15 protein-coding genes are annotated in these 14,392 nt (G+C 39.5%); 8 read left to right on the top strand and 7 right to left on the bottom strand.

Annotated features, from left to right (window positions below):
* Positions 1–38: 38 nt before the first annotated feature.
* From LDM98_RS05905 to LDM98_RS05885, 5 genes are all read left to right on the top strand, one after another.
* The gene (locus LDM98_RS05905; protein WP_223898410.1) at positions 39–899 is read left to right on the top strand and encodes a S1 RNA-binding domain-containing protein; all 861 of its coding nucleotides are present in this window, start codon (positions 39–41) and stop codon (positions 897–899) included.
* Between the two features lie 33 nt (positions 900–932).
* Positions 933–1,379, top strand: coding sequence for a YidB family protein (locus LDM98_RS05900; RefSeq protein ID WP_223898409.1), 447 nt, complete (start codon positions 933–935; stop codon positions 1,377–1,379).
* A gap of 255 nt (positions 1,380–1,634) precedes the next feature.
* Positions 1,635–1,832, top strand: coding sequence for a hypothetical protein (locus LDM98_RS05895; RefSeq protein ID WP_223898408.1), 198 nt, complete (start codon positions 1,635–1,637; stop codon positions 1,830–1,832).
* Between the two features lie 247 nt (positions 1,833–2,079).
* The gene (locus tag LDM98_RS05890; RefSeq protein ID WP_223898407.1) at positions 2,080–5,589 is read left to right on the top strand and encodes an EAL domain-containing protein; all 3,510 of its coding nucleotides are present in this window, start codon (positions 2,080–2,082) and stop codon (positions 5,587–5,589) included.
* A gap of 83 nt (positions 5,590–5,672) precedes the next feature.
* Entirely contained in the window at positions 5,673–6,134 is a 462-nt protein-coding gene (locus LDM98_RS05885) for a transposase (protein ID WP_223898406.1), read from the top strand.
* Between the two features lie 53 nt (positions 6,135–6,187).
* Here the strand turns inward: LDM98_RS05885 and LDM98_RS05880 are convergent, their stop codons facing one another.
* Positions 6,188–6,535, bottom strand: a complete 348-nt coding sequence (locus LDM98_RS05880; RefSeq protein ID WP_223898405.1) for a hypothetical protein — start codon at positions 6,533–6,535, stop codon at positions 6,188–6,190.
* Positions 6,536–6,730: 195 nt separating this feature from the next.
* On the opposite strand from LDM98_RS05880, the gene LDM98_RS05875 reads away from it, so the two are divergent.
* From LDM98_RS05875 to LDM98_RS05865, 3 genes are all read left to right on the top strand, one after another.
* On the top strand, positions 6,731–8,287 hold the full coding sequence (locus LDM98_RS05875; protein WP_223898404.1) for an endonuclease/exonuclease/phosphatase family protein: 1,557 nt from the start codon (positions 6,731–6,733) through the stop codon (positions 8,285–8,287).
* Between the two features lie 2 nt (positions 8,288–8,289).
* Positions 8,290–8,724: a protoporphyrinogen oxidase HemJ gene (gene hemJ, locus LDM98_RS05870; RefSeq protein WP_038000202.1), complete on the top strand. Its 435-nt coding sequence runs from the start codon at positions 8,290–8,292 to the stop codon at positions 8,722–8,724.
* A 68-nt stretch (positions 8,725–8,792) separates the two neighbouring features.
* Positions 8,793–9,542, top strand: coding sequence for a DUF2231 domain-containing protein (locus LDM98_RS05865; protein WP_223898403.1), 750 nt, complete (start codon positions 8,793–8,795; stop codon positions 9,540–9,542).
* A gap of 17 nt (positions 9,543–9,559) precedes the next feature.
* Here LDM98_RS05865 and LDM98_RS05860 read toward each other — a convergent pair whose 3' ends face one another.
* The 6 genes from LDM98_RS05860 to coaBC all read right to left on the bottom strand — a co-directional run bounded on the left by LDM98_RS05860 (position 9,560) and on the right by coaBC (position 14,391).
* Entirely contained in the window at positions 9,560–9,913 is a 354-nt protein-coding gene (locus LDM98_RS05860) for a c-type cytochrome (RefSeq protein WP_223898402.1), read from the bottom strand.
* A gap of 66 nt (positions 9,914–9,979) precedes the next feature.
* Positions 9,980–10,705 (bottom strand): tRNA pseudouridine(38-40) synthase TruA, encoded by a 726-nt coding sequence (truA, locus tag LDM98_RS05855; protein WP_223898401.1) that lies wholly within the window; start codon positions 10,703–10,705, stop codon positions 9,980–9,982.
* Between the two features lie 10 nt (positions 10,706–10,715).
* Positions 10,716–11,738, bottom strand: a complete 1,023-nt coding sequence (locus tag LDM98_RS05850; RefSeq protein WP_223898400.1) for an LptF/LptG family permease — start codon at positions 11,736–11,738, stop codon at positions 10,716–10,718.
* Positions 11,731–12,468, bottom strand: a complete 738-nt coding sequence (locus tag LDM98_RS05845) for an A24 family peptidase (RefSeq protein ID WP_223898399.1) — start codon at positions 12,466–12,468, stop codon at positions 11,731–11,733. Before LDM98_RS05845 ends, LDM98_RS05850 begins: the two co-directional genes overlap by 8 nt.
* Positions 12,465–13,154, bottom strand: a complete 690-nt coding sequence (gene uppS, locus LDM98_RS05840) for a polyprenyl diphosphate synthase (protein WP_223898398.1) — start codon at positions 13,152–13,154, stop codon at positions 12,465–12,467. Before uppS ends, LDM98_RS05845 begins: the two co-directional genes overlap by 4 nt.
* Positions 13,147–14,391 (bottom strand): bifunctional phosphopantothenoylcysteine decarboxylase/phosphopantothenate--cysteine ligase CoaBC, encoded by a 1,245-nt coding sequence (gene coaBC / locus LDM98_RS05835; protein WP_223898397.1) that lies wholly within the window; start codon positions 14,389–14,391, stop codon positions 13,147–13,149. The genes uppS and coaBC overlap by 8 nt, the downstream gene beginning before the upstream one ends.
* Position 14,392 lies beyond the last annotated feature (1 nt).

Genomic DNA, 14,392 nt, shown 5'->3' with positions numbered 1-14,392 from the left:
GTGAGTATATCACAATACAAAGAAACGGAATAACACACATGAATGAAAAATCAAAAAACTTAACGATCAATATTGGTGAGATAAATACTCTAGAAGTCTCCAGAGATACGGACTACGGATTGTTCTTGGAGGCAAAAGATGGCAATGAAGTACTGCTTCCCAATGTCTATGTCATGGAAGATGAGATGCCTATCGGTGCTCTGATAGATGTGTTTGTCTATACCGACAGCGAAGACCGTCCTGTAGCGACCACCAAAATACCTTATGCAAAACTTGGAGAGTATGGCTACTTTACAGTTGTGGACTATAAATCTTATGGGGCATTTGTGAACTGGGGACTTCCAAAAGATCTTTTTGTCCCCCTTTCTCAACAAAAAGAGTATTTTAATATCGGTAAAAAGTATCTTTTACGTGTCTGCCTGGATGAGCAGACAGGTCGTCTTTACGGTACACAGAAAATAGGGAAATATTTCAACAGGGACATGAGCGGCCTGCATCAGAACAAAATGTTGGATGCCATTGTTTTGGCTAAGACACCATTGGGTTTTAAAGTCGTAGCCGATAACCAGTATGAGGGAATGCTTTTTGACAATGAGATCTTTGAAGAGATACGTGTAGGTGACCGTAAAAAAGTCTATATCAAAAAGGTGAGAAAAGACTATAAGCTTGATCTTTCGTTACAGCCCATTGGAAAACAGGCGACGATAAGTGTGGCTGAAGGCACTATCTTGCAAATGCTTAAAGAAGCAGGTGGCACTTTGCCTTTTACCTATAAAAGTGATGCAGAAGAGATCAAAAAGGTCTTTGGCATGAGCAAGAAAAATTTTAAACGTACGTTAACTGAACTGATCGAGAGTAAGCAGATACAACTATTAGATAATGCAATTGTTTTATTGTGATAGTCTCAAGAGTGAAATAGTAAAGGGAAAGATATGGAATTGACAGATTTATTTAAAGTAGCCGCTTCTATGATACAAAACAATGGAGATGTTGCGACATCAGGACTTGATGCAGATGATATCACCAATGCGCTAAATAATCTTGTAGGAAATGGTCAGGGCGGACTTGACCTTGTGAAATTTGTAGGCGGATTGTCTCAAAATGGTTTGGGTGAGATCGTGGGGTCATGGTTAGGCAACGGTGAAAACAAAACCATTTCCACAGAGCAGATCACGACACTTCTGGGTTCTGATAAAATTGCTGCTTTTGCTTTAGAGCTTGGAATCTCTCAAGAGTGTGCAGCGAATGCTTTAGCTGAGGCAGTACCTCAGGTTGTAGATCAGGCAACCAGAGGAGAAGGTACGATCATGGATGAAATGCTTGCCAATGCAGGTGGACCTAATGGTGCTATGGGTATGCTTGGAAAGATGTTCAGATAAACTCTTTAGATAGATAACTTCGGATAGTTATCTATTACTCTCATACCTTATAAAACCTCCTATATAGAGCATTTTATAAGGTTTGTAGTTTTTTATAAATTTATTTTTAATTTCTCCCACTGTCCATTATTCCTTTACAAACTTTTTTTGCATTAACTTATTTAGATTAAGAATAATGTACAAATATATGAGGTATATAATGTTCAAGATGACTCGAGAAAGATTAGAATCAACCCCAAACAGTTAGATCAAGCCATGTATAACCATGAACCACGGGATAAAGAACTCATACGTTCTATTGTCTGTAAATACATCCCTGATCAGGTCTACCGTTACGGAGGTGAGGAGTTCCTTATTTGTATGCCCGGTACTGACATTCAGACAGTAAAAATAATTATTGATCGCTTACGTGAAGAATTGGCTCTTTTTACTGCTGTTTCTAGGGTAATGTGAACATTTCGGTAAAAGCTTCTTTTGGGATATCCTCATTAGCTGAGAATAATATTATTGATCAGGCCATAGAAAAAGTTGATGAAGCCCTCAATACTCCAAAAAATTCCAGGCGAAATACACTCACTGTACCTAATAGTCCCATACCTGATGATAAGAAGTATGGTTAAATGAAATTTAATTAAAAAACATAAGTATATCAATAAGCTTGTGTTATACTACAAACTATATGTTTTAAAAGGTTATTTCTATGCCATCTTTTTCTCCTCAATCGAACTATCCAAATAATTCTGTGCAAAAAGGATGGATTGTAGGCATATTTATTTTTTTCATTTTTGCTATTGTCTTAGGAACCCTTATTTGGCATTTTGAAAAAATACGTATTCAGCAGATGAAGGATAGAATAGAAAATATTGCCAATGAAAATATTTCCAATTTACACAAAAATATCGATCAGATCCTGGCATTGAGTTATCCACTCTCAACAATGGTTCAAGAAGATGGTAATATTGACAATTTTAAATTTTCCGCAGAAGAACTTCTAGAATATTTCCCACTTATCTCCGAGATAGCATTGGCGCCTCATGGTATTATCGAACATATAGTTCCGCTGTCAGGCAATGAAAAAGCTCTGGGATTAAATCTTCTCAATGATCCAAAACAGAAAGAAGAAGCTCTATTGGCACATAAAACCGGGAAAATAATTCTCGCGGGACCGCTGCAGCTTGTTCAGGGAAGAGAAGCACTGGTAAGCCGTTTTCCAATTTACAGAGGAACAGAAAATAGGTTTTGGGGATTTATATTCATTGCCATCCGATTTCCCGATATTATTGATGTAACTTTTATGGATAAGCTAAAAGAAGAAGGGTATCAGTATGTACTTAGCCGCATAAATATCAATACCGGAAAAGAACAAATCATTGCTGCATCAGGTACAGATAAACTGAAACAGCCTGTGGAACAGACTATTGATATTCCAAACGGGCAATGGACACTTCGTATTGCCCCGATCAATGGCTGGCATAATCAATGGCTTTTAACAATTGAAATAGTGCTGGGCATCCTTCTCAGTATACTGCTGGGATACATCGCTAAACAATACACCGAACTCAGAAACTACAGAAATTCTCTTGAAACACTTGTCCAAAAACGCACCTCCGAGATTTTGGCGACCAAAAGTCAGCTTCGTATGTTGCTCAACACTATCCCCGATTTGATCTGGCTGAAGGATAGTGATGGTGTCTTCTTGTTTTGTAATCCGACATTTGAACGTTTTTTTGGCGCAAAAGAAGAAGAAATCGTCGGCAGAACAGATTACGATTTTGTCAATAAAGAGCTGGCTGATTTTTTCCGTGAAAAAGACCGTTTGGTTATGACTACAAACAAAACCAGTATGAATGAAGAATATTTAGAATTTGCAGACGGCAGCTATGAAGGACTTTTTGAAACGCTTAAAAGTCCTATGTTTGATGAGACAGGTAAACTTATTGGTGTATTAGGTATAGCCCGTGACATTACACGGCGCCACAACAATGAACTACATATCAATCACCTCACTCAATTATACACTGCGCTGAGTGAATGCAATCATGCTATTGTCCATGCTATTACTCCAAATGAGCTCTTTTCAAAAATTTGTAAAAGTGCCGTTGTTCAAGGCGGCATGGATATGGCATGGATCGGACTGATTGATCCGAAAAGCAAATATATTTATTCTGTTGCATCATATGGGGATGAAAAAAATTATCTTGAGGGGATTGAAATTTCTACACGAGAAGATGTTTTTTCTGGAAAAGGTCCCACCGGTACTGCAGTCCGTGAAAATCGTCCCTATTGGTGTCAGGATTTCATGGGTGACCCTGCTACGGCCCCCTGGCATGATCGTGGCAGTGAAATGGGATGGAAATCTTCCGCCGCACTCCCTATTTCTTTGTATGACAATGTAATCGGTGTATTTACGATCTATTCGAAAACTCTCAATGCTTTTGACTCTTTGAGTCAACAATTGCTTATAGAAATGAGCAGTGACATTAGCTTTGCGATGGAAAATTTTGATCGTGAAACCAAGCGGAAAGCAGCAGAAGACAATCTCATCCAAACAGAGAGACTCCTTGAAGAGATGAGTTCGATGGCGCACGTCGGCGGATGGGAATTTGACCTCAAAAGCGGTATGGGACATTGGACAAAAGAGATCGCATTGATCCACGATCTAGATCCGAACATTGCTGTCACAGTGGACATAGGTTTGAGCGTCTATAAAGGTGAATGGCTTCAAAAAATACAAACTGCACTGGATGATGCGATTCATAAAGGAATATCTTATGATTTAATTCTTAAAATGGAGACAGCAAAGGGAAATGAAAAATGGGTTCATACTATTGGTTCACCGGTAATTCAAGATGGTGAAGTGATTATGGTTCGCGGTTCAATGCAGGATATAACAACTCAAAGAACAGCCGAAGAAAAAGTACAATGGCTCGCTAATTTTGATTCCCTTACGGGATTACCGAATCGTATTTTACTCAAAGATAGAGTCCAATACGCTATCAATATCGCATATCGTACCAAAAAACCTATAGCATTACTCTTTGTAAATCTGGATCATTTTAAAAATATTAATGACTCTTTGGGACATGATATTGGTGATACTTTACTCCTTCAGGTCTCAAAACGGATACAGTCTGTGCTTCGTGAAGAAGATACACTTTCTCGTCATGGAGGAGATGAATTTATTATCGTTCTTCCCGATATTGATGCAGACGGAGCAGCACATGTCGCCGAAAAATTGATTCATATCATCTCACAATCTTACACTATAGAAAAATTTGAAGTATCCATTACGCCTTCGATCGGGATCGGTCTTTATCCGACTGATGGTAGTACTGTTGAATCATTGATTAAATCTTCCGATGCCGCAATGCAGCGTGCAAAACATGATGGCCGCAACTGCTACCGTTTTTTTACTTTGCAAATGCAAGCCAACTCTAGCAGAAAAATTGAACTCGAAAATGCGCTTAAGCAGGCTTTACAACATAATGAATTCGAGATTTACTATCAACCTCAAATCTCTATGGATACAGGAGATCTTATCGGTGCAGAAGCTCTTCTTCGCTGGAAACATCCTGTACTGGGGGTGATATCTCCCACAGAATTTATACCTATAGCAGAACAGAGTGGACAAATCGTAATGATCGGTGAATGGGTACTTCGTAATGCACTTGGACAATTAAAAAGATGGATTACAGAAGGAATCCCTCCCTTTATGATGGCTATCAATCTTTCCGCTATCCAGTTTCGGCATCCTCAATTAGTTTCAATGATTGTTGGTATCCTTGAGGAACTGCAACTCCCCGCAGAATATCTCTTGCTCGAACTTACTGAAAGTATTACTATGGAAGATCCTTCTTATGCAATTGATCTGATAAACGAGCTGTATGATCATGGAATACGAATGTCAATAGACGATTTCGGAACGGGGTACTCTTCCCTTATATACCTCAAACAGTTTCGGGTTTATAAACTCAAAATAGATCAATCCTTTATCCATGATATTATTGAAAATTCGGAAGACAGGACACTTGTAAATACGATTATTAATATGGCACATAATTTAAATTTGACAACTATCGCAGAAGGGGTAGAAACCGCGGAACAGCTTGCTATTCTCCGTAAAATAGGATGTGACGAAATTCAGGGGTATTATTTTAGTAAAGCACTTTCATCAATGGAGTTCGAACAGTTTGTACGCCGAGATGTTTGATCATTATATATTGGCTTCATATAGATAATAAAATTAAGGGTCTAGATAACTTTAGCAGCTAATAAATATGCTAAAGTAACTCTATGACCGTCAAGAATAAGTATGTAAAAAGTTCGCACATTTCTGAAAGGAAATTTAGAGAGAGTGTAAAGTATTTTTCAGAGGACTTGAATGCGACACAAATTTTAAATCTAATAAAGATAAGCAGACCTACAACTAACAAGTATTTAAAAGCTTTTGACGCAGATAGCATCATTCATTATGATGGCTGGTGTGGTTATCATGGATTAGTTGATCTTGGATATGATAAGTACTTCCGTGTTCATCATGGAGCCAATAAGTTTGTCCGAGGCAAATCTCATTTCAATGGTATTGAGTCTTTCTGGAGTTATGCTAAAATAAGGTTAGCCAAATTTAGAGGACTTGATAAAAAGAGTTTTATTTTACATCTCAAAGAGTGTGAAGTCAGGTTTAATCATAGAGGTGAAGATCTATACAAATTCTTGTTAAAAATTTTCAGAAAAGAGTCTCTAAAGTTATCTTGACCCAATTTTTTTAACTCGTCCCCATCGTTGCCGATGGGAGCAAGGAATATTCTTTAGTCGTCATTATGCAGTTGTCCACTAAACTCAAAGCCAAACTTCATTTTGTTGGCGATCTCTTCTTGTACCTCGTCTATGAGGTCTTCAGTTCTACCTTCTACCTGTTCTATGAAAAATTTTTGTTCTCTTTCCCTTTTAAAGGTATGTACCTTGTACGGTTTGTCGGTACCATGTGCTTCTATAAACTTTTCAATCGTATCTTCCCAAATCAAGGTTAGTTCATGTTCTATGGTTTGTGGTTCTTCATTATCGGGCAGGGTATAGTTAAATGCCACCGTATCTGTATAGGATATGACTTCATACCCTTTCTCTTCTTTTTGAGACGTTACTTCATTGTTTGTCATGATTGTGTCCTTTAGTCTGTGTTTTTTATGAACAGTTATATCAAAGATAGCTTTAAATAGGATAAATTTTATCTGATTTAGCTTTTTTGATACCAATATAGTAATGTTTTGTATCTCTTTTTATGACAATATGTCATACTTAGCATATTCTTTTTCATGCTTCGATAGAATATTTTTAAAACCATAGGATATGACGTGCGATATTTACTTTTATTTTTACTGCCTTTATTTGTCTTTTCCAAACCTTTTAAAGTAGCAAGCTATAATGTAGAAAACCTTTTTGATGCGGAGTATGTCGGTACGGAGTATGATGACTACACGGTAAAACATAATTGGACACAACGTATGGTGGACATCAAACTGAACCATGCGGCTGAGGTCATCTGTGATCTTGATGCAGATATCCTGGGACTTCAAGAAGTAGAGAACGGTCATATCCTGCAACAACTGATGACCCGACTGAAGAGAGTGGGGTGTCCTTATGGATACTCTGCCATCACCCATAAAAAGAATGCACCTATTCAGGTCGCACTCTTGTCTCGTTACCCTATAAGAAAACAAAGTGAGATAGAGGTGAGCGTGGCTGCAGGTGTAAGAAATATCTTGGAAGTGGAGGCAGATATAAAAGGGAAACCCCTGACATTGTTTGTGAACCATTGGAAATCCAAGGCCTATAGGGGATATGAGAGCAAACGTATCAAGTATGCCAAGGCTCTGCAGTCCCGCATAATAAAGATGCCTGAGACAAAAGAGTATATCATATTGGGAGATTTTAACAGTGATTATAATGCTTACCTGACATTAGAAAACAAGATCAATGACACGCATGGTAAAACGGCATTCAATGATGTGTTGAAAACCAAAATAGGCGACTATCTCGTTGAAGAAGAGGAGATGCTAAAGGCAGACAAAGGTGTACATTATACATTGTGGAAGGAGTTGCCCGTAGATCAGCGTTGGAGTCACAAGTTCTACGGGAAAAAATCCAGTTTGGACCAGATCGTACTTCCCAAACAGATGTTTGATGGTCAAGGGATAGATTATGTCAATAACTCTTTTAAAGTCTTTAAGCGATCTTATTTGTTTACGAGGCGAGGGTACATTAACACATGGGACTATAAAAACGGTAAGCATAGAGGAAAAGGGTACTCTGACCATCTCCCTGTCTATGCCTATTTTGATACAAAGCCTTATGTCGCTGAAAAGAAAAAAAGAGGTGAAAAAAAAGTAGAAAGAAAGAGCATTGAGGATCTCTACAATATAGAAGCCTTGGACGGGAAGATCAAACTTGAAAATGTTGTAGTGGTATTGAAAAGAGGCCGTAATGCTGTAGTGAAACAGCGTATGAACGGACGAGGGATCTACCTGTACGGTTGTGCAGACAGATTGGAGGAGGGACAGAGGTATGACCTGCTTGTAGAAGGTATCAAAACCTATCACGGGTTAAAAGAGATCACCCATGCGTATAGGGTTAAAGATAAGGGTGCAGTAGAGAGTGAAAACTATATGCTCAGAGGTAATGCATTTATATCTAACAGGATACCGCAGAACGAAGTGCTCAAAGAGATCTCGGGTATTTATAAAAATAATTTTTTGTATTTCAATGATACCAAGGTTCCTCTCTATTTTAAAAAGAAGAAACATACCCCTGCAAATGGCAGCCGTCTAAAGATACACTATGCACATCTTGGTTATTATAAGAAGCTACAAGTAGTGATATACAGTAAAAAAGATTTTGAGGTATTGGAGTAAATATGGCATATTATAGTTGGATTTTGGCATTTCATGTGATGAGCTTTGTCTCTTGGATGGCAATGTTGTTTTATCTGCCGAGATTGTTCATCTATCATCGTGAAAATGCGGATACAAAAGCATTTACAGATATCGTGGAGATCCAGGAATATAAACTGTTTAAATATATCGGTGTACCGGCTATGTGGGCAACGATCATCTCCGGAGCTTTCATGCTGTATCTGAATTCAGGTATTTTTTCAAGCGGCGGATGGATGCATGCCAAACTGCTGCTTCTTGCTTTCCTTATAGCCTATCACTTCTCTTTGGAGAGTATTCGCAGAACACTTATCGATGATCCACACTATAAAAGCAGCAAATACTTCAGGATTTATAATGAAATACCGACCCTGCTGATGATATTTATCGTTATTATGGTGGTGGTTAAACCCTTTTAATGCATTTGTGTTATAATCAATCACTATAATCTTAGAACAAGAAAACTATTAGAAAAAAGGAAAAAAGTATGCAGTTACCAGCTATCTCATTACCAAAAATAGAACTTCCGTTTGATATCCCTGTTTTATGGCACCCTGTCGTAGACCATTTCATAATCGCTTTACCTGTTGTGATCCTCTTGTTGGAACTTGTCAATTTAGTGATGAGAAAGAAAGCCATAAGCGGTATGTCTTTCTTTTTGATCCTTTTCACTGTGTTAGCAGCGGTTAGCGCATATTTTACAGGATTGGTGGATGGAAGTGAAGCCTACCCTACATTGAATGATGCTGCGAAAGAAGCCCTTGCTGCGCACAAAAATTTAGGGACTTATCTGATGTTGACATCATGGTTGGTCTTACTCTTTAAACTGCTCTCCATGCTCACAGACAAAAGTATCATAAGAGTCATATATATACTTATTCTTATCGCATTTGTCGCAGGTATCTTTGAACAAGGAGACGAGGGTGGAGAACTTGTGTATAAGCATGGTCTGAATGTTGAACAGGTCAAAGTACTGGATGATGAACTTTTTGATGCTCAAGAGGAACTGGATGAAACCAAAGAGGAGCTGGAAGAGATAAAAGCGTCAGCAGAAGCTGAGAAAGAAGAGGCCATAGAAACAAACAGCACGCAGTCTGAAGCAAAAACAGCGGTAGAGGGTGCACCTGTTGAAATCATCACTGAAAGTGTTAGAATTGAAGTGAAAGAAGAAGCAGAACCACTACAGGTAGAAGGTATGCCAGAAGAGATGGTACAACCGGAAATTTCTACACATTAAGTAGCTCTCTTTATATCTCATGACCCCCCATCTCCGGCGGGGGTAAATTCTATCTGATAGCGTTCATCCTCCACTTTTGTTTCTAGATTTGATAGATACTTTGCCATCTCTATGGTTTGATTTTCATCCAGTGCCTTGGCAAAGGATATCATGATCGTACCAAAAGCAGAACGGGTTTTCCCCTTTTGCAGATCTTTAAGTCTTCTCAGTAATACCTCTTCTCGTACCCCTTGTAGTCTGGGAGATGCACCCATACCTTCTCCATACATTCCATGGCATCCGTTACATCCATTTTGAAGGTAGAGTTTTTCCATTTCGCTGGCGGCATGAGAAAAACATACTATGGCAGTAAAAATTAAAAGTTTCTTCAAAAGATATATCCTTGCTGTAATATCATGATATTCTAACAAAAAATTGTGGATTGAAAAAGAAAAAGGTCATCCATAGATAATTCTTGCCAGATAAAGTCCTTCCGGAGGGGCGAGTTTGGTGGTGTACTTTTTTTGGCATGATAGTTGTTCTTGAAGTTGTGTGATACTCATATCCCCTTTGGCACAAAGCATGGCTGTATCCACCATCATACGTACCTGAGAGCGTAGAAAGCCATTGGCTTCAAAATAGATAAAATGGTACCCGTCACGTTCCATATATGTGGCACGATAGATCTCTCGAACGGTGGTATGCGTAATGGTACCTGTCTTATGAAAGAAATTAAAATCATGTTTTCCTTCAAATATTTTGAGTGCACTGATCAGTAGAATTGGATCAAATGATTTGTAATATGAAATATACTTTTGTTCAAAGACAGAAGGTTTGTGTGTTTTAAAGACATAACGGTAGACTCTTTTCTTCGCGCTGAAGCGTGCATGAAAATCATTGCTTGCCACAGAGATATGTTTAAAGGAGATATCTGTCAATTTTCGGTTTAAATTGCGTTTTAGTTTCTCCAGGTCATGCCAGAAATCCGGCAGATCAAAGTGTATGACCTGGCCGGTAGCATGTACACCGGCATCCGTTCTCCCACTCCCAACGATAGGTGAATCTATCTGCAGAGAGGAGAGGGCTTCCTCTATAGCACTGCTGACGGTCATTTTGGTAGATTTTTGTTTTTGAAAGCCCTGATAGTGACTTCCATCATAACTGATGACAGCTTTTACACGCATAGTGAAACCATTAGAAGTACTTGGCTACACGTTTTTTAAAGAGCCATTGACCGAGTATGGCAACGACACCGATAGTCAGGATCAATATAAGAGGATTACCCCACTTTTCTAAAGAAGATGCTATCACATAGAAGAAGAGTGTAGTGATAAAGATGGTAAGAAAGGAACGGTTCTGTTGATAACGAGGGTTGATCATGGTAAAGGAAGCAACAAGATAGACCGAAAGAAAAGGAATGAGACTTGTGAAAATATAAAATAGGATCCTGTGCATGACCTTCTCTCCGCTTTCTTTTCCTTCACTCCAATAAGAGAGGATACTTTGAAATTCAAATCCTTTACTTTGTGACCTGTCAAAAACTTCCATAGTTTCGTATTCTGCCTGTTGTAACTTTGTTTTTTCATAGGTATAGCCATACCCTTTATGGAGAAGCAGAGAAGACACATTTTCATAGTTGTTGATTTGACCCGTTTGGGATGCAAAGAACTGTTCATCTGCCTTATTGGTACGGTTATAGATCACGACATCCTGAAAAGTATCCCCTGTTTTCTCTTTGACATACATATAATAGTCCCCAAACTTTTGACCCAGTTCCCCAGGTACGATGTTCAGTTTGGCTTCATCTCTCTTCTCTTCTTTGAAGGCCTTATAGAACTGTTTACTGAGTGGCATAGCCAGAAAAGAGATGCTGGCCAGGAGCAGTGAAAAAAGAAACCCCAACAGCAGCAGACTGCTGAGTATCTTCTTTGCTTTCAGTCCGAGCGCATAGAGTGCGATGAGTTCATTGCCTTGAGAGAGATTGATCAGTACATTTGCCAAGGCAGCGACAAAAGAGAGGGGAATCGTATAAAAAATAATCTCTGGCACAGAATAACTGTAAAGGAGTATCAATTCTGCAAAATTGATCTGTATCTTGGAGGTAAGTGCCGATATTTTGACAAAAAATACGAGAGATATAATAATGAAAAATGGCAGGAATATCATCAAAAATGACTTGGTGAAGTTTGATGATATATAGCCTTTTACATTAACCATAAATGATTGTTTCCAAGAGTTGTGTGGCTTGTCTATCATAGAGATACACGATAAATGTAGCTAAAGCCAAAAATGGTACGAAAGGAACGCCCTTGTCTCTCCAGATCAGTGCAGGTATCATGGCCAGCAAGGCAGAGAGGAAGAGTGCGACAAAAAAGTTTGGGAATCCCAGCAGTGCACCCATCGTTCCGGCAACAATGACATCTGCACCACCCATTGCCTGTTTTCTTGCGATCAGTGATGAGAACAGGCCTATAAGGTAGAGTCCCCCAGCAGCGATGCCTGCGTAGAACAGTGCCATGAGAAATTCAGGCTGTACAAGGGCAAAAATGAGTGCTGCAAAGTTCACATTGTCAGGGACAGCCATATATTTGAAATCTATCATCACAAGGGCAAACAATGCAGCAAATGAAGCTGCAATAAAAGGGAGATACCAGACCAATCCTAATTTCAAGAAGAGTGCCAGAAAGATAATACCTGTAAGGAATTCAACGACCGGGTATTGTACGGATATTTTTTCTTTACAAAAACCGCATTGACCACCCAGTGCCATCCATGAAAAGAGCGGGATATTATGGTACCACTTCAGCGGGGTTTGGCAGCTTTGGCATTTGGATGCAGGGAAAACAATACTTTCTCCTTTGGGTATACGGTAGATGACCACATTTAAAAACGATCCTATCATAATGCCAAAGATAAAAACGATGATCCCTGTAACTGTTTCTATCATTGAATACCTCCAAAACGTCTGTTACGTTGTTCAAAATTTTCTATAATTTCCTTTAACTCATCGCTTGAAAAATCAGGCCAGAGCGTAGGAGTGAAATAGAATTCACTGTAAGAGATCTGCCACAACAGAAAGTTGGAAATACGCTCTTCTCCGCTGGTACGGATAAGCAGATCTATATCGCTGTATGGTGTCTGCAGTGCTGCAGAGATATCCTCTTCTGTGACACTTTTCTTGCCTTCTGAGATAAGGCTGTTCACTGCAGAGGTTATTTCTGCACGTCCGCCATAATTTAACGCCAGTATCTGTGTAAGACTGGTATTGCTTTGGGTGAGTTCTTCCGTTTTTCTGATACGTTCCTGTAGAGATTTGCTAAAGGCTTCAATATTGCCGATCGCCTGAAAACGGATATTATGCGATTGATAGGTTTCCAGTTCTTTTTGAAGGTATCGGTCAAGCAGTTTCATGAGGAACTCTACTTCAAGTTTGGGACGTTTCCAGTTTTCGGTGCTAAAAGCATAAAACGTAGCGGTCTCTATAGTTTTATGTGCAGCGCAGTAAGTCGTAATATCGCGAATGATCTCTGCACCAGCCTCATGTCCTTTCGTACGTTTAAGACCACGTTCTTTTGCCCATCTTCCATTACCATCCATAATGATAGCAAGATGCTTGATTGAATTCTCAGACATGGAGATCTTCTTCATGGATGAGCTTTTTGGATTCATCAAGTATTTTATTGGAGAGCGTGAGTTTATCGGCACGTCCTAGAGCCACTTGTCCCTCTTTGGTAATAAAGGTGATTTCATTATCGTTGCCGCCAAAACTTTTGGCATCTTTCAAAAGGTTATAACACACTGCATCCACCCCTTTTTTATCTAAAAGCGCGATGGCATTGTTCAACCCCTCTTGTGTATCCATTTCTGCTTTAAAACCTACGGTTTTGATAGCACTCTTATCGATAGATGCGAGTACATCGGTAGTCTGCTTGAGTTCAATATTCCATGTATCACCAAGCATGGATTTCTTCAGTTTCCCGCTTTGCGGCGCTTTGGGGGTAAAGTCTGCAACGGCTGCTACCATGAACAAATAAGGCATTTTCACCTTGTGGCTGTCTGTAGTGACTTTTTGAATAGAGTGCTGCGTGGCCTCTAAAATATCCTGTGCATCGTGGGCTTCTATGGTGGCAATGGCTGAGGGCAGGTCATCAAACCCCATTGTAGAGATATACGATACCTCTGCACCTCTCAAGTAGAGTGCGAGACAGAGTGACTTTGCCATTTTCCCGGAGGAAAAGTTTGATATATAGCGTACTTCATCCAGTTTTTCGCGTGTGCCTCCACCCGTGACAATGACAGATCTGTTTTCCCAAAATGGATCACTGCATAATGCTTTGGCAACTTCCAAAAATATCTCGGTCGGTTCTGCCAGTGCTCCGCTTCCCACATCTCCGCAGGCAAGGAGTTTATCTTGAGGATTGATGATCGTATAGTCATTCTCCTGTAAAAAGGTCAGGGCATTGCATGTAGCAGTCTTTGCCAGCATCTGTGTATTGGCAGCAGGAGCGATGAGGATCTTGTCTTTAAATGCCAGTGCAGTTTGGGTTAAAATATTATCCGCAATACCCTGTGCGATTTTGTTAATGGTATTGGCTGTTGCAGGAGCAATGATAAACACATCACACTTTTTCCCCAACTCTATATGATTGAGCTCACTGGCCCAGGATTCACTCTTCTCAGTTAAAACAGCATTGCGTGTGAGCGCTTCAAAGGTCAATGCTGAGACAAAACGCTCGGCAGAGGGACTCATGACAACATGTACAGAAGCACCTGATTTGACAAAAAGACGTGCGAGATCACAAGCTTTATAGGCTGAGATACTGCCCGTAACACCAATGAGTACAGATTTGCCGCTTAGATCAATTTGCATA

Origin of the sequence: Sulfurovum sp. TSL1 (assembly GCF_019972135.1) — a bacterium.
GTDB lineage: Bacteria > Campylobacterota > Campylobacteria > Campylobacterales > Sulfurovaceae > Sulfurovum.
The sequence above is the reverse complement of the archived record's forward strand: the minus strand, read 5'-3'. Positions and strand labels throughout refer to the sequence as shown.

Coding starts and splice junctions, on each gene's coding strand:
- LDM98_RS05850 (WP_223898400.1), bottom strand. CDS start 11,738: ATGGTTAATGTAAAAGGCTATATATCATCAAACTTCACCAAGTCATTT.
- LDM98_RS05885 (WP_223898406.1), top strand. CDS start 5,673: ATGACCGTCAAGAATAAGTATGTAAAAAGTTCGCACATTTCTGAAAGG.
- LDM98_RS05865 (WP_223898403.1), top strand. CDS start 8,793: ATGCAGTTACCAGCTATCTCATTACCAAAAATAGAACTTCCGTTTGAT.
- LDM98_RS05895 (WP_223898408.1), top strand. CDS start 1,635: ATGTATAACCATGAACCACGGGATAAAGAACTCATACGTTCTATTGTC.
- LDM98_RS05900 (WP_223898409.1), top strand. CDS start 933: ATGGAATTGACAGATTTATTTAAAGTAGCCGCTTCTATGATACAAAAC.
- LDM98_RS05905 (WP_223898410.1), top strand. CDS start 39: ATGAATGAAAAATCAAAAAACTTAACGATCAATATTGGTGAGATAAAT.
- coaBC (WP_223898397.1), bottom strand. CDS start 14,391: ATGCAAATTGATCTAAGCGGCAAATCTGTACTCATTGGTGTTACGGGC.
- LDM98_RS05880 (WP_223898405.1), bottom strand. CDS start 6,535: ATGACAAACAATGAAGTAACGTCTCAAAAAGAAGAGAAAGGGTATGAA.
- hemJ (WP_038000202.1), top strand. CDS start 8,290: ATGGCATATTATAGTTGGATTTTGGCATTTCATGTGATGAGCTTTGTC.
- LDM98_RS05845 (WP_223898399.1), bottom strand. CDS start 12,468: ATGATAGAAACAGTTACAGGGATCATCGTTTTTATCTTTGGCATTATG.
- truA (WP_223898401.1), bottom strand. CDS start 10,705: ATGCGTGTAAAAGCTGTCATCAGTTATGATGGAAGTCACTATCAGGGC.
- LDM98_RS05890 (WP_223898407.1), top strand. CDS start 2,080: ATGCCATCTTTTTCTCCTCAATCGAACTATCCAAATAATTCTGTGCAA.
- uppS (WP_223898398.1), bottom strand. CDS start 13,154: ATGTCTGAGAATTCAATCAAGCATCTTGCTATCATTATGGATGGTAAT.